Origin of the sequence: Methylocystis heyeri (assembly GCF_004802635.2) — a bacterium.
Classification (GTDB): domain Bacteria; phylum Pseudomonadota; class Alphaproteobacteria; order Rhizobiales; family Beijerinckiaceae; genus Methylocystis; species Methylocystis heyeri.
On sequence record NZ_CP046052.1, the window covers coordinates 3,465,114 to 3,484,967 of the forward strand.

The window sequence follows — 19,854 nt, forward strand, 5'->3', positions numbered from 1 at the left end:
TCGATGTTTTTCACAACAGGACGCGCCGAGGAGAGACCGGCGCGGAGATCGCCTCCACGTCCTGGCAAGGTCCGGGGGGAGGCAAAGCCCTTTGGACGCCGGAGCTTGCGAACCTGGAAGCCGTCGAGTTCAAAACGGCGCTGAAAGCAGGACCGTTCCCCTAGACCGGGCTTGGCCGCTGCATTGCCGCAAAAGCGGCGCCAAGGCAAGCCCCGGTCCTTCCGGCACGGTGAAACCAAGAAAGTTAAGCGTCGAGCGCAGATAGATGGATTCCGATTAACGGTTTCGCGACGGTCGCCGATTATAGCTGGCCCCGAGGAGTAATCTTATGAAGCTAGCGTTGCTTCGCTTTTTTCGGGACGAGAGCGGGACGACCGTCCTGGAATACGCCTGGATCGCCATGATGATCTCGCTCGCCGCGATCGGGGCGATGAACGTGATCCACGACAAAATGCAATCCTGGTATTGGCCGATCGTCAACAATCTGCGCTGATCATTTTCGGGGAAAGACCCTGTCCAGCACATCCTGAAGCTCGGCGTCCCGGGCCGGAGCGGGCGGAGTGTTTCCTTCCGGATTCAAAGTCTTCTTGATTTGCTCGATTGCGGCTTCGAGCCCGGCGGGGTCGAAGCCGCCCGGCAGCGAAGGCGCGTCTGCACGGGTAGAGGGCTGGCCCGCCGGCCGGCCGCCGCCGCGCAGAAGAATTCCGAGCAAGGCCCCCAGCAGACCGCCGAGGCCGCCGCCCGCCTGACTCTGCGGCTTGGGAGCGCCGCCGCCGAGCTGGCCGAGTATGGAGCCGAGGCCGCCGGCTTCGGCCAGCTGGCCCAGAATCGAGCCGAGCCCCTGCTTGTCCAATGATTTGAACAGCCCGCCCAGCACCACCGAAGCGAGCACCGGCAGAAGGCGGGCCAATATATCGGGACGCAGGCCGGCGTCCCGCGCCGCGACCTGGGCCATCTGGCCCGCAGCAGAACCGGAGCCGAACAGATTGGCGACGGCGGCCTGGCCGATCGCGCCGGTCTCCTCCCCCGCGGCTGCGGCGGGATCGAGGAACGCCGCGGCGTGGACGGGATGAGCGACGTCGGAGACGAGCTTGTCCAGCGCCTCTGGATCGGCCGCGGCGTTGCGCAGACCCAGGGCGAGCGCCGGGGCGAGAGCCTCCACGGCGGCTCTGGTCTGCTCCTTCGTGAGCCCGAATTGCTCGGCCAGGTTTTCAACGAGCTTCCCGCCCTGGGCGGCGTCAATAATCTCTGCGACTGTCGACATAGCCCCCCCTTAAGAGCGCATCGCATTGCGACTGCGCTCCACGCTTTGGTCCGACGCCATTTCTCGTCGCCCGATCGAGGGATGAGAGCGCGGCGGCTGCATTCTAGGGCAGCACCATAACGGAAAGTTTACAAAACGGCGAGCGCCTTGGCGCGCGCTCGCGATCCACCACTTTATTTGATAGAGATTTCCGTTCCTTTTGCCGAAAGGGAGCGCTGTCGTTTCCAATTCTGGCGAATTGGACTATGGTGAGGCAAAGATTGTGCGTTGCAGCATAGCGCAGGCGCGCCAGCGCCGCGGCTCCTGCTTGCGACGCGTCTGCGGAGAACAGTGAAATGGACAGGTATTCCTATCAGATGTACGAGCTGCTGCATCTGGCCTTCGCTCCGGCGCGCGCGCTGTCGGAGGCCACGACGCAGATGCTCAAAAGTCCGTTCCACCCGCTCGCCAACACCACCCTGGCGCGCAACCTCGCCGCCTCCGCCGAATTGTTCGAACGCATGACCCGGCGCTACGGCAAGCCCGTCTTCGGGTTTGAACCGGTCCAGATCGACGGCGAGCCGGTCCCGATCGTCGAGGAGCATGTCTGGTCCAAGCCTTTCTGCCGCCTCCTCCATTTCAAAAGGGAGTTCGCCGGCGCCGCTCCGCGCCAGTCGAAGCTGCTGATCGTGGCGCCGATGTCCGGCCATTACGCCACGCTTCTGCGCGGCACGGTCGAGACCTTTCTGCCGAGCCACGACGTCTACATCACGGATTGGAGCGACGCGCGCGCCGTTCCGCTGAGCGAGGGCCGTTTCGACCTCGAAGACTACATCGACTACATCGACGAGATTCTGACCCATCTTTCCAGGGAGCGCGACGGCGTTCCGCTCCATACGCTCGGGGTGTGCCAGGCGTCAGTCCCCCTGATCGGCGCGATCGCCGTAAAGGAAGCCGCCAACGATCCCCACGCCCCGGAATCCATGGTTCTGATGGGCGGCCCGATCGATCCCCGGGTCAACCCGACCGCCGTGAACAACCTCGCCGAGAAGCGCGGGATCAACTGGTTCAGGCAGCATTGCATCCACACCGTGCCCTTCCCCAACGCAGGCATGGGGCGCAAGGTCTATCCAGGCTTTCTGCAGCTCTCCGGCTTCATGGCCATGAACATCGAGCGCCATGTTTCGGCCCATCTCGAAATGTTCAACCATCTCGTCGAGGGTGACGGCGACAGCGCCGAGAAGCATCGCGATTTCTACGACGAATATCTCGCGGTCATGGATCTCACCGCCGAGTTCTATCTGCAGACGGTCGAGGAAATATTCATCAAGCACGCCCTGCCGCTGGGCCTGCTGCGCCACAGGGGCGAACTCATCGATCTCCACGCGATAAGACACACGGCGCTGCTCACCGTCGAGGGCGAGAAGGACGACATCTCCGGCGTCGGACAGACCTATGCGGCGCAGACCCTCTGCGCGAAAATCCCGCCGGAGCGCCGCATGCATTATCTGCAGGCGGGCGTCGGCCATTACGGCGTCTTCAACGGCTCGCGCTTCCGCACCGAGATCGCGCCACGCATCCGCGCCTTTTTCCTCGAGATGGAACATGCGCCGATGATGGCCATGTGAGCGAGGAATCGATCGGCCGCCGGACCGGGAAGCCGGCCCGGCCCGGCTTCACAGGGTCGGCGTGGCGGCTTGCGATAAATTCTCTTGAGCGAGGGCGACGAGCCTGCGGGTGAGACTCTCGTCGGAAAGCCAGCCGTCGATGCGCGGATGGGCGATCTGCGCCGGCCGCGCCCGTTTGTAGACGGCGTAGCAGGCGTCGATATATTCGGGCAGGGTCAGGAAATTTCCTACTCCGTTGGAGATATGGAAATTGCCCTGCTTGAACAGATAGCCTCCGCGCACGCCGAAATTCTCGGCGATTTCGGGATAAACCGGGAAAATCTCGGCGCGGGCGAGATCGTCGATCGCGTAATCGTCGAAATTTTCATTGCGCACGGCGAGCCCTTTTTTGGCGAAGAGCTGTCTCGCGATGTCGGCGAGCACATAGGGCTTCGGGTGAACGATGGAATACATGAACACCCCGCGGCGCGCCCAGCTCATCAGCTCCTGCGACAGATCGAGGCCATAGCGTCTCGCATTGTCGAGAAACTCCTGCGCCGCCGAGTTCCACACGTCGAAATAGCCCACGGCTTCGAAGACGTTGCGATTGAACAGCGCATTGGCCTGTTTCGCCGAAAGGCCGACGCGATAGGCGAACACCGCGAGCGCCGAGTGGTAAGGACGCAGGGGACCGGACAAGGCCTTTCCGCCGTTGTCGGCGTCGAGCAGATAAACGAGATCGGGTTGAAACGCGGCGAAGCTCACCGTGGGGAAGAGCGTCGCGTTGGAAAGGCGCCGAAGCAGCTCCTGCGAATCCCCGCCCTTCACGATATGGGCGGGGAAATCCTGCGTGAAGACATAATCGTAGCCCGCCAGCGTCCCGGCGAGAAGGTCGATGTCCGCCAGGGCCTTCGCCACCGCGGAATAGTGATCGACGCGGGCGGTCGGGTCGAGCAGCTTCATCGCATAGGCGACGCCGAAACTCTGGCAATTGCCGACGACGGCGATGCGCGGACCCGCCTCTTCGGCGACGCCGCGCCATTTGGCGAGACGAGGCCCGAGCAGCGCCGCGGTCCGGGCGCGGAGAATCTGTTTGTCGATCTGCGAAATAAGGATCATCGGTGCGAAGGGCCATATGCAGGAAGGCGCGTGGACCCCGAACCTCGGGCGGCGCCTACGGATGACAAGCGGCCGGGCTGCGTTTATGTTCCCGGCACGATCATGGGCGGCGCCGAACGAAAGGCGGGCGGGCCCGTCCAAAAGGAGATCGACCCTTGGCCGACAACCCCTATAGCTCCCTACCCGACCATCGCTTTTGGCGCAAGGCGGTGGCTTCGCTGCCCCCTTTCGCCCTCGATCCGATCGTCGGGGCGCCGTTCCGGATCACGCCGCAGGACAAGGTGGCGACGGCGGGAAGCTGCTTCGCCCAGGAGATAGCCCACCGCCTCCAGCACAGCGGCTATCACTATTACCTCGCCGAGCGGCCGCCCGAGGGCATGCCGGACGAAGAAGCGCAGCGCCGCAATTATTCGATGTATTCCTGCCGCTACGGCAATCTCTATACGACGACCCAGCTCCTGCAGCTGATCCGGCGCGCCTATGGCGAATACAAACCCGATCTCGACGTCTGGACCCGCGAAGACGGGCGCTTCGTCGACCCGTTCCGGCCGCGCATCGAGCCGGAGGGATATGACAGCGCCGAGGCCATGCGCGCCGATCGCGAGCGCCATTTCGCGGCGGTGCGGAAGATGATCGAGACCATGGACGTCTTCGTCTTCACTTTCGGACTCACCGAATGCTGGCGCCATCGTTCGGACGGCGCCGTGCTGCAGCTCGCACCCGGCGTCGCCGGCGGCGAATACGACCCGCAGCTCTATGAGTTCTGGAACATGACGGTCGGCGAGGTGGTGCGCGATTTCCTCGCCTCCGCCGATCTGATCCATTCCCGCAACCCCAATGTGCGGATGATCCTGAGCGTCTCGCCGGTCTCGATCATCGCGACCGGCGAAGACCGCCATGTGCTGGTGTCCAATTCGGCGTCCAAGGCGATCCTGCGCGCGGCCGCCGACGAAGTCGTGCGTTCGCGTTCGAACATCGCCTATTTCCCCTCCTACGATCTCGTGACGGCCTCGCCGAACGCGGCGCGCTTCTACGGCGACGACACGAGACGCATAAACGCCTTCGGCGTCGATCGCACCATGAAGATGTTCTTCGAACACTTCACTGCGCGGGACGGCGCAGCCACGGGCGGAGTTCAGGCGATCAGGCTCGATGTCGCCTCGGAGGCCAAGACCAACGCCAGGGTCGTCTGCGACGAAGAAGCGATCGAAACCGCCTGAACCGGCTAGCCGCTCCTCGCGGCTTCACCACAAAGGACGCAAGCTATGATCATTGGTTCTATCGCGCTCGCCGCCGCCGGCGGTTTCAGCGGCGCCTCGCTTTACCTCAACTACGTGGAACAGCCGGCCCGGGAGGCCCTCGACGACGCGGCGCTCGCCAAGGAATGGGAGCCTTCCGACCACCGCGGCTTCATCGTGCTCGCGGGCCTCGCCCTGTTGTCGGCGATCGCCGGCTTCGTCGCCTTCCGCGAACTCGACGACATCCGCTGGCTGCTCGGCGCCCTGGTCATCATCGCGAGCTGGCCGTACACCTATTTCGCCATCGTGCCCCTCAACAACCGCATCCTGGCCCTGATCGGGGGCGAGGATGCGCATGAGGCGCGCAAAGTCATCCGGCTTTGGGGCCAGCTGGAATTGGGCCAGACCGGCATCGGCCTGCTCGCGCTGGCCATTTATTTCTGGGCGGCGGGCTGAAACCAGACCGAGCCTTCAAGATAGAGGCGCAGGCGCGGGGAGGCTTGGCCTCGGGCTTGCTGCGGCCCTTCGGCCGCGGCGGGCGTTGTCCCGGGAGAGCCGGCGGCGCAAAGGGGGGGTGGACAGCTTCATGAGCTATGATCTCGTCGTCATCGGAACGGGCCCGGGGGGCTATGTTTGCGCTATTCGCGCCGCGCAGCTCGGGTTGAAAACGGCCGTCGTCGAAAAGAACCCCACCTTCGGCGGGACCTGCCTCAACGTCGGCTGCATCCCTTCCAAGGCGCTGCTGCACGCCTCCCATATGTTCAGCGAGGCGGCCTACGCTTTGGCCCCGCTCGGCGTCGTCGTGGATTCTCCCCGCCTCGATCTTTCGGCGATGATGAAGCACAAGGACGCCACGGTCGCCGCCAATGTGAGCGGCGTCGCCTTCCTGCTCAAGAAAAACGGCGTCGATTCCTTCATCGGCTCGGGGCGGCTCTTGCCCCCGGAGGGAGAGCATCGGGTCGAGGTGACCGCCGCCGACGGCGGCAAGCAGATCGTCTCAGCCCGCAACGTGGTCGTCGCAACCGGCTCGGCGGTGGCGCCGCTGCGCGACTCCACCGGCGCGGCGATAGAAATCGACGAAAAACTGGTTCTCTCGTCCACCGGCGCGCTCAGCCTGCCGCGGGTTCCGGAAAACCTCACAATCGTCGGGGCGGGCGTGATCGGGCTCGAGCTGGGTTCGGTCTGGCGACGCCTCGGCGCCAAGGTCACGGTGATCGAATTTCTCGACCGGATATTGCCGGGCTTCGATCTCGAAATCGCGCAGCGCTTCCAGAAAATTCTCGAAAAGCAGGGATTCGGGTTCCGCCTTTCGACCAAGGTCACGCGCGTGGATCGGGGCGAAGGGAAAGCGACGGTATCTTTCGCCGCAGTCGACGGCGGCGGGGAAGGAACCATCGAGGCTGACGGCGTGCTGATCGCGACCGGCCGCATTCCTTATACCGAGGGTCTGGGGCTGGCCGAGGCCGGCGTCGCCATCGATCGGGGCAGGGTCGTCGTCGACGATCGTTTCGCGACCAGCGCGCCCGGCGTATACGCCATCGGGGATGTGATCCGCGGCGCCATGCTCGCGCACAAGGCCGAGGAGGAGGGCGTCGCGGTGGCCGAGATTCTCGCCGGCCAGCATGGCCATGTCGATTATGGTGTCATCCCCGGCGTGGTCTATACGATGCCCGAGATCGCCAGCGTCGGCCTCACCGAGGAAGAAGCGCGCGCCAAAGGCGCCGCCGTCAATATCGGCAAGTTTCCCTTCACCGCCAATGGCCGCGCCCGCGCCATGCGGGAAACCGACGGCTTCGTGAAGATCATCGCGGATGCGGCGACCGATCGGGTTCTCGGCGTGCATATCCTCGGCGCCAGCGCGGGAGAGCTGATCGCCGAAGCCTGCGTGCTGATGGCCTTTTCAGGCTCGGCGGAGGATCTCGCCCGCATCTGCCACGCTCACCCGACCATGTCCGAGGCGGTCAAAGAGGCGGCGCTCGGCGTGGATAAAAGGGCGATCCATATCTAAGCCTTGCGACGCTCCATATCCCGGGTTGGGTGCGGTCTTTTCGCAAAGCCATGTCTGCTTTTGCGAAAATGCGTTCACCCCGCCGCCTTGCGACATTCCTCGGCGCAGGTCCGGCACGCCGCGCCGAGCGCCAGGCATTCGGCGATTTGCGGGAATTTCTCGCATTCCTTTTTGCACGCGAGGCAGAGATCGGCCGCGGTGCGGGCGAAGCCGACAGCAAAGGGCGCGCCGGTCCCGGCAAGGGCTTCGAGCGCGGCGCAGGCCGCGGCGACCTCGCTCGCAAGGCTTGCGCAATCCGCAAGGCTCGGGTCCTTGGCCGAGAGCCGCTCGAAGGATTTGCGAAGACAATCCCGCGACGCCTCGAGGCATTTGGCGCTCGTCTCGGCGAGCGTCTTGTAGGGCTTTCGCGGGGCCGCGGGCGCCGCCGCCGCGGGGACCGCCGGCGCCTGCCCGGCGAGAGCGCTCGATCCATAGGCGGCCGCGCCGATCCCTGCGATGAAGCTGCGCCGTTTCATTTTCCAAAGCTCTCGAAAAACAACGAGGCTCCCTGACGGGAAATTCGCCTCGCGCAAAGGTCTCATTGCTACTATAGGCGTGAGCCTAGGCAATTGCATCTCACCGACGGATCGCGGCATGGCGGGGCTCATTCATTTCGACCCTCAGGAATTCCTGAACACTTTCATATCCCTCGCCGTCGCGCTGGCGCTTGGGACCGCGATCGGGGCCGAGCGGCAATACCGCCAGCGCAATGCGGGCTTGCGCACCAATGCGCTGGTCGCGCTCGGCGCTTCGGCTTTCGTCGATCTCGGCATGAGGCTCAATGGGAACCCCGGAGCGACGCAGGTGCTCGCCTATGTCGCCTCGGGCGTCGGCTTTCTCGGCGCCGGCGTGATCCTCAAGGAAGGCATGAACATCCGGGGCCTCAACACCGCCGCGACGATCTGGTGCTCGGCCGTCACCGGCGCTTTCGCCGGCGCCGACCATCCCGCCGAGGCCGTGCTGCTCGCCGCTTTCGTACTTGGCGGAAACACGTTTTTGAGGCCGCTGGTCACACTTATCGAACGCGCGCCGATCGACGAGAGCGCAACCGAAGCCATCTATGAGGTCCGCCTGACCGCCATCGAAACCAGGAGAGAGTCGCTGCGCGATCTGCTCGTCGAAACGCTGGAAGGCGCGAATTATCCGGTTCGCGACGTCGAGGAACTCGACCGCGACGACGAGGTCGAGCTCGTCGCCACCCTTTCGGCGAGCAGCGTCAAGGCCGAAGAACTCGACGCCGTCACCAACGAGCTGGCCGCGCTCGACGGCGTTTCTTACGCGACATGGACCTCGCGCAGCAGCGATTGAGGCCGCCCCCCGCCAAAAGGCCGTCTTTGTGGCAGTTTGAAGAAATGGACCGGCAGGACATCATCGCAAAACTCAAAGAGAACGAGGCGGCTCTGCGCGCGAAGGGCGTGGCCCATGCTGCGCTGTTCGGTTCGCGCGCACGGGGCGACAACCGCCGCCCTGCCGCGGCGGCGGATCTGGTCTATGCCTTCTAAAAGCCCGGATGCCGCGCGCCGCGACATCCTTTGCCGACCAACTGCGCGCTTATCGCCAAACCTTCTTATGTTGTTCCCGCTGAATTTCCCGCTTACCCTGTTTTCGCCTCGCGTGATTCGCCGCAAGGATGGCGAAGATCCGCAAAACGAAAGGCCAGGCGCATGGGTCGCGGCCAGACGGTTCCCACAAAAGGCTCCGGGAGGCGCACGCCTCGCCCGGATGTAAATTCCGCAGAAAGCGCGGCGCCGCCGGACGGCGGCATTGTGGCGGAGACCGCCCTGCTGGTCACGCAAGGCGAGCATCGGTTCTATTCCACCGTCCTGCCGAGCGACGTGCTCGCGGCCACCTGCGCCGCGGAAACCCGTCAGGAAAACCCCATCGACGGCTTCCAGCGCCTGCTCGACGAGCGCCGCGCGCGCGAAATCGCGGATTACATCGACAGCGGCTTCGGTTCGGCGCCGAGCGCCGTCATCCTTTCGGCCCAGCCCGGCGCCGGGTTGCAATATGACGACGCCAGCCGGACGCTGCGCTTTCGCAAGGTTGCCCGTTCCTTTCTGATCATCGACGGACAGCATCGCATCTTCGGGTTCAACCTCGCCAAGCGCCGCGTCAATGTGCCGGTGGTCATCTACAACAAGCTGACGCGGGCCCAGGAATGCCAGCTCTTCATGGACGTCAACACCAAGCAGCGTCCCGTGCCCCCAGAGCTGCTGCTCGACATTCGAAGGCTTTCGGAGAGCGAAACCGAGGCCGAAGCCCTGCTGCACAATGTCTTCGATCTGTTCTGCAGCCGCGACGACAGCGCGCTCAAAGGGCTGCTTTCGCCATCCGAGCGGCGCAAGGGCATGATCTCGCGCGTCACCTTCAACGCCGCCCTGAAGGCGATCGACGGAACCTTCGTCGAAGCCGGGCCGCTCGACGTCTACCGGGTGCTCAACCCCTATCTGCGGGCCTGTGTCGCTGGGCTGAAACTGCACGAGGCCGAAGCCAATATCGTCAATCCCGCCTTGTTCAAGGCGCTGCTGCTTTTGTTCCCGGACATTGCCGAGCGCGTCTCGGAGCGCTTCAACGGCGTCTATACCCTCGCCAATTTCGAGGCGCTCTCGCAGCCCTTTTTCCGCAGGCTGAAGAAGAACGAGCTGCCGAAGCCCGGCGCCGGCCATCTCGCCCTCTATGAACATTTCCGCAAGACGCTGGCGGCGGGCTTCGCGCTGAAACTCTGGCTGTTCGGCTGAGCGCAATCCAGCGGGCCGCCCGAACCTCTCGGCGGCCGGTTCGCTATTCGAACTCTTTGGGATCGTAGCTGCGCGAAACGCCGCAAAATTCGCAGGTGACCCCGATGCGGCCGTCGTCTCCGACCATGTGCTCGCGCTCATGGGGAGGAAAGCTGCGGATGAGGTTTTCGACCTTCAGATCCGAGCAGCGGCAGAACTCCGCCATTTCGCGTTCGGGAAAAACCTTCACGCCGCGTTCGTGGAACAGGCGATAGAGGAGCCGCTCGCCCGAGAGATTGGGATCGACGAGTTCGTGATCCTGAATCGTCGCGGCGAGAGCGAGGCCCTCGGCCCAGGCGTCGGCGCGCTCCTCGTCTGCGAGGGAGGAGGCCATTCCTTCCGGCGCGTCGCCGGGATGGAGGTCACGCGGCCTGGAGCCGCCCGAGGGAAGATGCTGGAGCAGCAGGCCGCCGGCGCGCCAGCTTCGCCCCTGCGGGGTGATTGCTTCCGCGACCGCGAGGCGCACGAAAGTCGGGATCTGCTCCGACTGGCTGAAATAGCGATGCGCGGCTTCCTCGAGGCTCTCGCCCTCCAGCGCGACCACGCCCTGATAGCGGGCGGCGTCCTCCTCGCGCTCGATGGTGAAGGCCATGTTCCCGAGCCCCAGCAGCTCGCCGGTCGAACGCGCTTGCCCGACGCGTTCGGCGTCGAAGCGGGCGAAACCGCGAAGCTGGCCCGGGGCGTCGTAGTCCACCACGATCATATCGACGGGGCCGTCGCTGCGCGTCTGCATCTGGAAACGGCCATGGGATTCGAGCACCGACCCCAGCAGGGCGGTGAGCGCGATCGACTCGCCCAGCGCCCGGGCGACGGCGAGCGGATAGTCGTAATGGGAGAGAATGGCGTCGACCGTCGGCCCGAAGCGCACCAGCCGGCCACGCAGGTCGAGCCCCTCCACCGCGAAAGGAAGCAGGCGATCGTCCTGCGCCGTGATGGTGAAAGGGCGGCTCGGCGTATCTCCGTTGGGGTCGCTCACGTCGTTGCGGGCTCCAGGCACCAGGACAGAATGCCCTTTTGCGCATGCAGGCGGTTTTCGGCCTCGTCGAAAACGACGGAATGGGGTCCGTCGATCACCGAGTCGGTGACCTCCTCGCCCCGATGGGCCGGGAGGCAATGCATGAAGATAGCGTCCCTGGCCGCCGCTTTCATCAGCTCGTCGTTGACCTGGAACGGCGCGAGGAGATTGTGGCGATAGGTCTCCTCCTCGTCGCCCATCGAAATCCAGCAATCGGTGATGACGGCGTCCGCGCCCGAAACTGCGGCGTAAGGATCATTGGTGAGATTGAGCCGCACATCATTCGCCCTGGCCCAGGACAGGATCTGTTCGCCCGGCGCGAGATCGGGCGGCGTCGCGACATTGATGGTGAAGTCGAAACGCTGCGCCGCATGGATCCAGCTCGCGAGCACGTTGTTGGCGTCTCCGCTCCAGGCGACTGTGCGGCCTTTGATCGGGCCGCGATGCTCCTCGAAGGTGAGCACATCGGCCATCACCTGGCACGGATGCGAGAGCTTCGTCAGCCCGTTGATGACCGGAACGCTCGCGTAGCGCGCAAGCTCCGTAAGCTCGCCGTGATCGAGAATGCGGATCATCACCGCGTCGAGGAAGCGGGAAAGAACGCGGGCGGTGTCGGCGATGGTTTCGCCGCGCCCGAGCTGCATCTCGGCGCCTGTGAGCATGATGGTTTCGCCCCCGAGCTCCCGCATGGCGACGTCGAAGGAGACTCGGGTGCGGGTCGAAGGCTTGTCGAACACCATGCCGAGAAACTTCCCGGCGAGCGGTTGTTCGCGAGGCGGAGAGCCCTTGACGCGGCGGGACTTCAGCTCGGCCGCGCGATCGAGAATGCGGCGCAGCTCGGCCGCGGAAACCTCCGAGAGGTCGAGGAAATGCCGCAGCTCCGGCTTTTCGGCGGCGGTTTTCATAGACCCGCCCCCGTATGAGGCTTCGCGCTTTTCTGCAACTCGGCGCAGGCGTTGTCCAGTCGCCGCGCGGCTTCGAGGATATGTTCCTCTTCGACGATCAACGGCGGCAGCAGGCGGACGACATTGTCGCCGGCGCCGATCGTCAGCAGTCCGGCCTTGCGGGCGGCCGCGACGAATTCGGTGTTGGGAACGCGCGTCTTGACGCCGAACAGGAGACCTTCGCCGCGGATGCTTTCGATGACCGACGGATAACGGTCGCCGAGTTCTGCGAGACGCTGACGCAGCAGCGAGCCCAGCCGGGCGACACGCTCCATGAAGCCGGGGGAGAGAACCACGTCGAGCACGGCGCCGCCGACCGCAGCGGCGAGCGGATTGCCTCCGAAGGTCGAGCCGTGCGCGCCCAACGTCATGCCCTTCGCCGCCTCCCTGGTGGCGAGGCAGGCCCCGATCGGAAATCCGCCGCCGAGGCCTTTGGCCAGCGCGGCGATATCGGGGCTCACGCCGGCCTGTTCGATGCACAGGAAAGTTCCGGTGCGACCGACGCCGGTCTGAACTTCGTCGACCGCCAGCAGCAGCCCGCGCCTGTCGCAAAGTTCGCGCAGGCCTTTGAGGAAATTGCGCGGGAAGACCCTCACGCCGCCCTCGCCCTGGATGGGCTCCAGCAATATGCCCGCGGTCTCCGGACCGATGAGCGCCTCGACCGCGGCGAGATCGCCGAAGGGGGCCGGATCGAAGCCGTCGACCTTCGGACCGAAGCCTTCGAGATATTTGGCGTTTCCGCCGGCGGCGAGCGTGGCGAGGGTGCGGCCGTGGAAAGCCCCCTCGAAGGTGATGAGGCGGTAGCGTTCCGGCGCGCCGTTGGCGGCATGATATTTACGCGCGGTCTTGATGGCGCATTCGACCGCCTCGGCGCCGGAATTGGAGAAGAAGACGAGGTCGGCGAAGGTCGCCTCCGTCAGCCGCCGCGCCAGTCGCTCCGCCTGCGGAACCTGATACAGATTGGAGACATGCCACGGTTTTTCTGCGGCGTCGCGCAGGGTCTCGACGAGATGGGGATGGGCGTAGCCGAGCGACATGACGGCGACTCCGCCGCCAAAATCGAGATAGCGGTCGCCGTCGGCGGCGAACAGCCACGGGCCTTCGCCGCGCTCGAAAGAGACATCCGCTCGCGCATAGGTCGGGAATAGCGCCGAGTTCAATGTGCCAACTCCATCCGCCCTGAACGTCTTCTGCGCCCGGCGCATGGAAACGTGTCAGATCGGCCGCCGCCGAAGGGGTCGAAAAACAAAGCGCCGCCCGAGAGGGCGGCAGGGTCCGCGCATACTAGGATTTTGCGCTCTGATGGTCAAACCCGGCGACGCTTTTTGCGCCGGTCGCGACCGCGAATCCGCAACGGGTGAGTCCTGCGCGCCACAGTGCGGACTCAATGACGCATGAGAAGCCTGTGGGGAACTGGCTTTGGCTTGCCAGCGACTCTTGCGCGTGATTCATTGGCGAGAGTAACGTTCACGGCAGCGCTGACGGGCTTCCGTCGCGCCGTAATTTTCTCGCGAGTTCGAGTGGGTGTCTATCGCTGCCGGTCCATGCCGGCTTCAGCGAATGCTGGCCGATTCTCGATCAGACAGCGCGCCGGTCGTTTGCGGCCGGCCCTCGAATGGAGACAAACCATGTCTTGGACCGAAGAACGCGTCGAGCTCCTCCGGAGACTCTGGAACGAAGGGCTCAGCGCCAGCCAGGTTGCAGCCGAATTGGGGCCGGGCGTCACAAGAAACGCCGTCATAGGCAAGATCCACCGGTTGGGACTGGCCGAACGCGCCAAGGCGCCGGCCTCTCCGCGCCCGCGCGCCGCAAAGCCGCCGCGCGTTCAGCAGCCCGCCGCGCGGACGCAAAGCGCGCCGGTGATGGGCAATGTCGCTCTTGCCTACTCGCCTCGCCCGGTGGTCGCGATAGCTCCCCAGGTGGAAGAGGAGGATGTCGTGGTGCCGCTGACCGCGCGCGTGACGCTGATGGAGCTGCGGGAGTCGATGTGCCGATGGCCGATGGGCGATCCCACTGCGTCCGAATTCCGTTTTTGCGGGGCCAAGTCTCCCATCGGCGCCGGTCCCTATTGCAGCCATCATGCGGGCATCGCCTATCAGCCGGCGCAGGACCGGCGGCGGCGGGATCACGCGCGCATCGCTCGCTAGAGCGCGTTCCGTTCAAACGCAGTCGGACGCGCTCCAGATCTCAGTGACGGAGCATGTTCTTTCCCAAAAACCGCTTCGCACTTTTTGGGAAAATGCTCCGACCCGCGCTCGGCGCCGAACGGTCGGGGCAGCCCTGGCCCCACCCAATTTCGCCCGGCAAATCGCGCAGGCTCTCAAGCCGATGCGATCGAACCTTTATTCATCGGAGAGCGATAGACGGGGACCCGACGATTTCGTTCGGCGGTCGCGCCGTCCGGAGTCTTTTCATGATTCCATGGAAACATGAAAAGACTCCGGGTCGTTGTTTTAACGCGTTTCCCACGCCGAACAGGCATGCGCTTCGGCTGCAAACGCTCTAGTTTCGGCCGAAGGTTTCATCGAAAGAATAGCCCGCTCCCCGCACGGTGCGGATCGGGTCTTTCTCGCGGCTGCGTATCAGCGCCTTGCGCAGCCGTCCGACATGAACGTCCACGGTGCGTTCGTCGATTTCGGCGGACATTCCCCAGACGCTGTCGAGAAGCTGGGCCCTGGTGAACACGCGCCCCGGCTTTTCCATGAAATATTCGAGCAGACGAAACTCGGTGGGGCCGAGGTGGATTTCCCTCCCGCCCCTTTTCACCCTTCGGGTTTCCCGGTCGAGATCGATGTCCCCCGCGGTGAGGCGGCTCGCGACCCGTTCGGGGCGGGCGCGGCGAAGAAGAGCGTGCACCCTCGCCATGAGTTCGGGAGTCGAGAAAGGCTTCACCACATAATCGTCGGCGCCGACCGAGAGCCCGCGAACTCTCTCGCTTTCTTCGCCGCGTGCGGTCAGCATGATGATCGGCATGTCGCGGGTGTCGTCCCGGGCGCGCAGACGCCGGCAGATCTCGAGGCCCGACACGCCGGGGAGCATCCAATCCAGTATCACGAGGTCCGGCGGCGCCTCCGCGAGGCGAAGCTCGGCCTCGTCGCCGCGGTCGACATGCTCCACGATGAAACCCTCCGCCTCCAGATTATAGACGAGCAGAAGCGCGAGAGAGGATTCATCCTCGACGACCAGAATGCGCGGCGCCCTGTCGTTGGCCGTGTCGCGCATCGGCGAAGTTCGCAGATCATTCATGCCGTTTTCTCACATCAAAGCGGAGCGGCGGGAGGAATCGCGCCGCCGCCGTCAGGGGACCGCGTTTTCGGCCGGTCCGTCGGCATGGGTTCGCCGGTGACGAGGTAGATCACGGTCTCCGCTATATTGGTGGTGTGGTCGCCGATCCGCTCCAGGTTCTTCGAGCAGAACAGCAGATGCGTGCAGAAGGAGATGTTGCGCGGGTCTTCCATCATGAAGGTGAGAAGATCGCGAAAGACGGAGTCTTCCAGCGCGTCGAGTTCCGCGTCGTTGATCCAGACCGAACGCGCGCGCTCGACGTCGCGCTGGGCGTAGGCGTCCAGGGCGTCCTTGAGCTGGAGCGCCGCGACGTCGTGCATCGACTTGAGGCCGATGATCGCGCGCGGCAGGCGCGCCTCGCCGGCGATCTTCACCGTTCGCTTGGCGATATTCTTGGCGAGATCGCCCACCCTTTCGAGATCTCCCGAAATGCGGATCGCTGCGATGCACTCGCGCAGGTCGATGGCGAGAGGCTGGCGCCGCGCGATGGTCAGGATCGCGCTCTCCTCGATGTCGCGCTGCAGGGCGTCGAGTCGCGCATCCGCCACGACGACGCGCTGCGCCAGGGTCACGTCGAAAGCGGCGAGCGCGTCCATGGCTTCCGCCAGCATTTTTTCCGCGATGCCGCCCATTTCCGCGATTCTGCGGCCGAGCGTCTCGAGGTCCCGGTCATAGGATTTAACGATATGGTCGCTCATTTTTCTTTCCTCGACCGCTTTTTGGAAGGCCGCAAAGGACTCAACCGAAACGTCCTGTGATGTAATCCTGGGTACGCTTTTGTTTCGGGTTGGAGAAAACCTCGTCGGTTTCGCCAAACTCGACCAGCTCGCCCAGATACATGAAGGCGGTGTAGTCGGACACTCGGACCGCCTGCTGCATGTTGTGGGTGACGATGGCGATGGTGTAGCGATCGGACAGCTCGTCGATGAGCTCCTCGACCTTCGCCGTGGAGATGGGATCGAGCGCCGAGCACGGCTCGTCGAAGAGGATCACCTCCGGCTGGATGGCGACGCTGCGCGCGATGCAGAGGCGCTGCTGCTGCCCGCCCGAGAGGCCGAGACCGCTCATATGGAGCTTGTCTTTGACTTCGTCCCAAATGGCGGCTCCGCGGAGCGCCTCCTCGACGCGTTCGTCCAGCGCAGCTTTCGAAATCTTTTCATAGAGGCGAATGCCGAAAGCGATGTTTTCGTAAATCGTCATCGGAAAAGGCGTGGGCTTCTGGAACACCATGCCGACGCGCGCCCGCAGGAGATTGACGTCGACGCGCGGGTCCAGGATGTTTTCGCCGTCGAGCAGAACCTCGCCCTGGGCGCGCTGTTTGGGATAAAGGTCGTACATCCGGTTGAGCACGCGCAGCAGCGTCGATTTCCCGCATCCCGACGGCCCGATGAAAGCGGTCACCTTGTTTGTGCGCAGGCCGAGGTTGACCCCTTTGAGGGCGTGATGATCGCCATAGAAGAAATCGAGATTTCGGACCGAGACCTTGGTGGGAAGGTCGTTGGCCGGAATATGCGACGCCATCATTTGGTGGTCCTTTGGCGGCTGAGAGCGCGTGCGAAGATCGAAAGGGCGAGAACCATCGCCGTGACCAGCAGCGCGCCCGTCCAGGCGAGCTGCTGCCAATCTTTGTAGGGCGACAGGGCGAATTGGAAGATCACGACCGGCAGACTCGCCATCGGCGCATTGAGGTCGAGGCTCCAGAACTGGTTGTTCAGCGAGGTAAAGAGCAGAGGCGCCGTTTCTCCGGAAACGCGCGCCACCGCCAGCAGCACGCCCGTGACGAGGCCTGATTTGGCCGCCCGGTAAGCGACGCGCTGGATCATGTAGGATCGGGGCATGCCGAGCGCCGAAGAAGCCTCGCGAAGCGCGCCCGGCACGAGCAGAAGCATATCCTCGGTGGTGCGGAGCACGACCGGGATCACCAGTATCGACAACGCAGCCGCTCCGGCGACGGCCGAAAAATGCTTCATCTGCGCGACCAGCACCTCATAGACGAAGAGGCCGATGACGATCGAAGGCGCGCTGAGCAGGATGTCGTTGATGAACCGGATCACGACGGTCAGCTTCGAATAGCGTCCGTATTCCGCCATATAGGTGCCCGCCAGCATGCCGAGCGGCGTGCCTATGGCGACGCCGATGACGGTCATGATCAGGGATCCCATTATCGCATTGAGGAGGCCGCCGGCGCTGCCCGGCGGCGGCGTGTTCTGGGTGAAGACGTCGAGCGAAAGCCCCTTGACGCCCTCGACGACGAGCGCCCCGAGGATCATGACCAGCCAGGCGAGGCCGAAGGCGGCCGCGCCCCAGCACAGCGTCGTGGCGACGGCGTTGGCGTTGCGGCGTCTGTAATAGAGCGAGGACATGTCAGGCTCCGGCCTTGCTTTCGATCCGCAGCAGCAGCAAGCGCGCGCCGGCGAGAACGAAGAAGGTGATGATGAAGAGAATGAGCCCGAGCTCCACCAGAGCCGAGGTGTAGACGTCGCCCACGGCCTCGGTGAACTCGTTGGCGATGGTCGCGGAGATCGTGGTGCCGGGCGCGAGGAGCGAGCCTGAGATCTTGTGGGCGTTGCCGATCACGAAAGTGACCGCCATGGTTTCGCCGAGGGCGCGGCCGAGGCCGAGCATCACCCCGCCGATGACGCCCGTCTTGGTGTAGGGCAGCACCACATGGCGCATCACTTCCCAGGTGGTGCAGCCGACGCCCGAGGCGGCTTCCTTGAGTACGGGCGGCACGGTGTCGAACACGTCGCGGGAGATCGAAGCGATGAAAGGAAGCACCATGACGCCGAGAATCAGGCCCGCGGTCAGCATGCCGATGCCGTAGGGCGGCCCGGCGAAGAGGGTCGAGAGCCCCGGCGCGCCCGCGAAGATCGAGATCAACGCCGGTTGCACATGCTGCTGCAGGAACGGCGCGAGGATGAACAATCCCCAGATGCCGTAGATGATGGAGGGAATCCCGGCCAGGAGCTCGATCGCCATTCCGATGGGCCGGCGCAAGGGGTGGGGGCAGAGCTCGGTGAGAAACACCGCAACCCCGATCCCGACCGGGACCGCCACCAGCATGGCGATGCTCGAAGTGACGACGGTGCCGTAGACCGCAGGCAAGGCCCCGAAATTGTCGGTGACGGGATTCCACGACTGAGAGGCGAGAAAGCCGAAGCCGAAGGCCCTGATGGCCGGTATCGATCCCTCGATCAGCGAGAGGATCACGCCCCCCAGCAGGATCAACACCGTGAACGCCGCGGAGAAAGTAACTCTGCGAAAGAACGCGTCGTGAAAACTCAGTTTGGCGAGCACGCGGGCTCGCTCGGTTTTGGCGGCGCCGGACTGCATTCCCGTCAACGCGAAATCTGACATAGAGTTTTCCCTGGCGGGAGCGCTGCGCGCGCCGGCGCGGTCGATGCTCGGCTGCGTCACGGTCATTTTCCGCCACCCTTCCTTTTTTGCTTAATGACGGAGGCGCCCGACGCCCGCAAAGCGTTCGTCAGGCGCCCGTCGCTGTCTCCTGCGCCGACGGCTCAGTTCGCCGCCGCCAGCGGCTTTCCGTCCGCGCCCTTCACATTGGCGGCCCAGCTCTTCTTGATCAGAGCCACGACCGACTCGGGGAGCGGAATATAGTCGAGTTCTTCCGCGGCCTTGCCGCCCTTGGCGAAGGCCCAGCCGAAGAATTTGAGCGCTTCGGCCGCTGCGGCGGCGTCCTGCGGCTGCTTCGGCAGCAGGATGAAGGTCGCCGCAGTGATCGGCCACGACTTGGCGCCCGGCTCGTCGGTGAGGATCTGGTAGAAGCCCGGCGATTTCGCCCAGTCCGCGTTGGAAGCCGCAGCCTGGAAGCTCTCGGAGGTCGGCGCGACCACCTTGCCGTCCTTGTTGGCCAGCTTGACGTAGGTCAGCTTGTTCTGCTTGGCGTAGGCGTATTCGACATAGCCGATCGCGCCCTTGGTGTTGGCGACGGTGTTCGCGACGCCTTCATTGCCCTTGGCGCCGAGACCGACAGGCCATTCGACTGCGGAGTTCTCGCCGACCTTGGTCTTCCAGTCCGCAGAAACCTTGGACAGGTAATTTGTGAAGTTGAAGGTCGTGCCGGAACCGTCCGAACGATGGGCGACCGCGATCGCCTGAGACGACAGCTTGGCCTTGGGGTTCAGCTTCTTGATCGCGGGATCGTCCCAGGTCTTGATCTCGCCGAGGAAGATCTTGGCGAGCGCGTCGCCGTTGAGCGTGAGGTCGCCGGGAGCGACGCCGTCGAGATTCACCACCGGGACGATGCCGCCGATGACCTGCGGCCACTGGGTGAGGCCCGCAGCCTCGAGATCCTCGGCCTTCAGGGGCTGGTCGGAAGCGCCGAAGGTGACCGTGCGCGCCTTGATCTGCTTGATGCCGCCGCCGGAGCCGATCGACTGGTAGTTCATGCTCGAACCCGTCTCCTTCTTATAGGCTTCCGCCCATTTGGCGTAGATCGGGTAGGGGAAGGTGGCGCCCGCGCCGGAAATGTCCACTGCGAACGCCAGCTGCGCCGACGCGGCGAGGCTCAGGGCGGCGACGGCGGCCCGCTTCAAAAACTTGGGTAGCATCACAGAGG

21 protein-coding genes are annotated in these 19,854 nt (G+C 64.5%); 9 read left to right on the plus strand and 12 right to left on the minus strand.

All coding sequences use genetic code 11. The annotated features are described in order from the left end of the window. Positions 1 to 328: 328 nt before the first annotated feature. Positions 329 to 493 (plus strand): Flp family type IVb pilin, encoded by a 165-nt coding sequence (locus tag H2LOC_RS21605; protein ID WP_202620476.1) that lies wholly within the window; start codon positions 329 to 331, stop codon positions 491 to 493. On the opposite strand, the gene H2LOC_RS15745 is transcribed toward H2LOC_RS21605, so the two are convergent. Continuing rightward, positions 494 to 1,264 (minus strand): DUF937 domain-containing protein, encoded by a 771-nt coding sequence (locus H2LOC_RS15745; protein ID WP_136498024.1) that lies wholly within the window; start codon positions 1,262 to 1,264, stop codon positions 494 to 496. A gap of 335 nt (positions 1,265 to 1,599) precedes the next feature. Between H2LOC_RS15745 and H2LOC_RS15750 the strand changes: the two genes are divergently transcribed. Then, positions 1,600 to 2,871 carry a polyhydroxyalkanoate depolymerase gene (locus tag H2LOC_RS15750; RefSeq protein ID WP_136498023.1) on the plus strand — a complete coding sequence of 424 codons (1,272 nt, stop codon included), beginning with the start codon at positions 1,600 to 1,602 and terminating at the stop codon, positions 2,869 to 2,871. A gap of 48 nt (positions 2,872 to 2,919) precedes the next feature. On the opposite strand, the gene H2LOC_RS15755 is transcribed toward H2LOC_RS15750, so the two are convergent. Further along, a complete protein-coding gene (locus tag H2LOC_RS15755; protein ID WP_136498022.1) occupies positions 2,920 to 3,969 on the minus strand; it encodes a WcbI family polysaccharide biosynthesis putative acetyltransferase in 1,050 nt (349 codons plus the stop codon). Positions 3,970 to 4,124: 155 nt separating this feature from the next. Between H2LOC_RS15755 and H2LOC_RS15760 the strand changes: the two genes are divergently transcribed. The 3 genes from H2LOC_RS15760 (at position 4,125) to lpdA (ending at position 7,215) form a co-directional block, all read left to right on the plus strand. Continuing rightward, entirely contained in the window at positions 4,125 to 5,189 is a 1,065-nt protein-coding gene (locus tag H2LOC_RS15760; protein WP_136498021.1) for a GSCFA domain-containing protein, read from the plus strand. Positions 5,190 to 5,234: 45 nt separating this feature from the next. Then, positions 5,235 to 5,663, plus strand: a complete 429-nt coding sequence (locus H2LOC_RS15765; protein WP_136498020.1) for an anthrone oxygenase family protein — start codon at positions 5,235 to 5,237, stop codon at positions 5,661 to 5,663. Positions 5,664 to 5,793: 130 nt separating this feature from the next. After that, the gene (lpdA, locus tag H2LOC_RS15770) at positions 5,794 to 7,215 is read left to right on the plus strand and encodes a dihydrolipoyl dehydrogenase (RefSeq protein WP_136498019.1); all 1,422 of its coding nucleotides are present in this window, start codon (positions 5,794 to 5,796) and stop codon (positions 7,213 to 7,215) included. A gap of 74 nt (positions 7,216 to 7,289) precedes the next feature. On the opposite strand, the gene H2LOC_RS15775 is transcribed toward lpdA, so the two are convergent. Continuing rightward, the gene (locus H2LOC_RS15775) at positions 7,290 to 7,730 is read right to left on the minus strand and encodes a Csp1 family four helix bundle copper storage protein (protein ID WP_162009785.1); all 441 of its coding nucleotides are present in this window, start codon (positions 7,728 to 7,730) and stop codon (positions 7,290 to 7,292) included. Positions 7,731 to 7,848: 118 nt separating this feature from the next. Here H2LOC_RS15775 and H2LOC_RS15780 point away from each other — a divergent pair, with 118 nt between their 5' ends. The 3 genes from H2LOC_RS15780 (at position 7,849) to H2LOC_RS15790 (ending at position 9,992) form a co-directional block, all read left to right on the plus strand. Continuing rightward, positions 7,849 to 8,562 carry an MgtC/SapB family protein gene (locus tag H2LOC_RS15780; protein WP_136498017.1) on the plus strand — a complete coding sequence of 238 codons (714 nt, stop codon included), beginning with the start codon at positions 7,849 to 7,851 and terminating at the stop codon, positions 8,560 to 8,562. 26 nt (positions 8,563 to 8,588) lie between these two features. Continuing rightward, positions 8,589 to 8,756: a nucleotidyltransferase family protein gene (locus H2LOC_RS15785; protein WP_154331682.1), complete on the plus strand. Its 168-nt coding sequence runs from the start codon at positions 8,589 to 8,591 to the stop codon at positions 8,754 to 8,756. Positions 8,757 to 8,918: 162 nt separating this feature from the next. Next, entirely contained in the window at positions 8,919 to 9,992 is a 1,074-nt protein-coding gene (locus H2LOC_RS15790) for a DGQHR domain-containing protein (protein ID WP_136498016.1), read from the plus strand. Between the two features lie 43 nt (positions 9,993 to 10,035). Here the strand turns inward: H2LOC_RS15790 and H2LOC_RS15795 are convergent, their stop codons facing one another. The 3 genes from H2LOC_RS15795 to H2LOC_RS15805 are packed head-to-tail and all read right to left on the minus strand — an operon-like array spanning position 10,036 to position 13,150. After that, the gene (locus H2LOC_RS15795) at positions 10,036 to 11,007 is read right to left on the minus strand and encodes an Hsp33 family molecular chaperone (RefSeq protein WP_136498015.1); all 972 of its coding nucleotides are present in this window, start codon (positions 11,005 to 11,007) and stop codon (positions 10,036 to 10,038) included. Beyond that, positions 11,004 to 11,951: an ornithine carbamoyltransferase gene (argF, locus tag H2LOC_RS15800; RefSeq protein ID WP_136498014.1), complete on the minus strand. Its 948-nt coding sequence runs from the start codon at positions 11,949 to 11,951 to the stop codon at positions 11,004 to 11,006. The genes H2LOC_RS15795 and argF overlap by 4 nt, the downstream gene beginning before the upstream one ends. Beyond that, positions 11,948 to 13,150, minus strand: a complete 1,203-nt coding sequence (locus H2LOC_RS15805) for an aspartate aminotransferase family protein (RefSeq protein ID WP_136498013.1) — start codon at positions 13,148 to 13,150, stop codon at positions 11,948 to 11,950. Before H2LOC_RS15805 ends, argF begins: the two co-directional genes overlap by 4 nt. A gap of 468 nt (positions 13,151 to 13,618) precedes the next feature. Here H2LOC_RS15805 and H2LOC_RS15810 point away from each other — a divergent pair, with 468 nt between their 5' ends. After that, positions 13,619 to 14,137 carry a GcrA family cell cycle regulator gene (locus H2LOC_RS15810; RefSeq protein WP_136498012.1) on the plus strand — a complete coding sequence of 173 codons (519 nt, stop codon included), beginning with the start codon at positions 13,619 to 13,621 and terminating at the stop codon, positions 14,135 to 14,137. A 355-nt stretch (positions 14,138 to 14,492) separates the two neighbouring features. Here the strand turns inward: H2LOC_RS15810 and phoB are convergent, their stop codons facing one another. The 6 genes from phoB to pstS form a co-directional block, all read right to left on the minus strand. Then, positions 14,493 to 15,236 (minus strand): phosphate regulon transcriptional regulator PhoB, encoded by a 744-nt coding sequence (gene phoB, locus H2LOC_RS15815; RefSeq protein ID WP_136498011.1) that lies wholly within the window; start codon positions 15,234 to 15,236, stop codon positions 14,493 to 14,495. Positions 15,237 to 15,250: 14 nt separating this feature from the next. Next, positions 15,251 to 15,973: a phosphate signaling complex protein PhoU gene (gene phoU / locus H2LOC_RS15820; protein WP_136498010.1), complete on the minus strand. Its 723-nt coding sequence runs from the start codon at positions 15,971 to 15,973 to the stop codon at positions 15,251 to 15,253. A gap of 40 nt (positions 15,974 to 16,013) precedes the next feature. Next, the gene (gene pstB, locus H2LOC_RS15825) at positions 16,014 to 16,799 is read right to left on the minus strand and encodes a phosphate ABC transporter ATP-binding protein PstB (protein ID WP_136498009.1); all 786 of its coding nucleotides are present in this window, start codon (positions 16,797 to 16,799) and stop codon (positions 16,014 to 16,016) included. Beyond that, positions 16,796 to 17,638, minus strand: a complete 843-nt coding sequence (pstA, locus tag H2LOC_RS15830; protein ID WP_136498008.1) for a phosphate ABC transporter permease PstA — start codon at positions 17,636 to 17,638, stop codon at positions 16,796 to 16,798. Before pstA ends, pstB begins: the two co-directional genes overlap by 4 nt. Before the next feature lies 1 nt (position 17,639). Next, on the minus strand, positions 17,640 to 18,632 hold the full coding sequence (gene pstC, locus H2LOC_RS15835) for a phosphate ABC transporter permease subunit PstC (RefSeq protein WP_136498092.1): 993 nt from the start codon (positions 18,630 to 18,632) through the stop codon (positions 17,640 to 17,642). A gap of 161 nt (positions 18,633 to 18,793) precedes the next feature. Next, positions 18,794 to 19,846 (minus strand): phosphate ABC transporter substrate-binding protein PstS, encoded by a 1,053-nt coding sequence (gene pstS, locus H2LOC_RS15840; RefSeq protein WP_136498007.1) that lies wholly within the window; start codon positions 19,844 to 19,846, stop codon positions 18,794 to 18,796. Positions 19,847 to 19,854 lie beyond the last annotated feature (8 nt).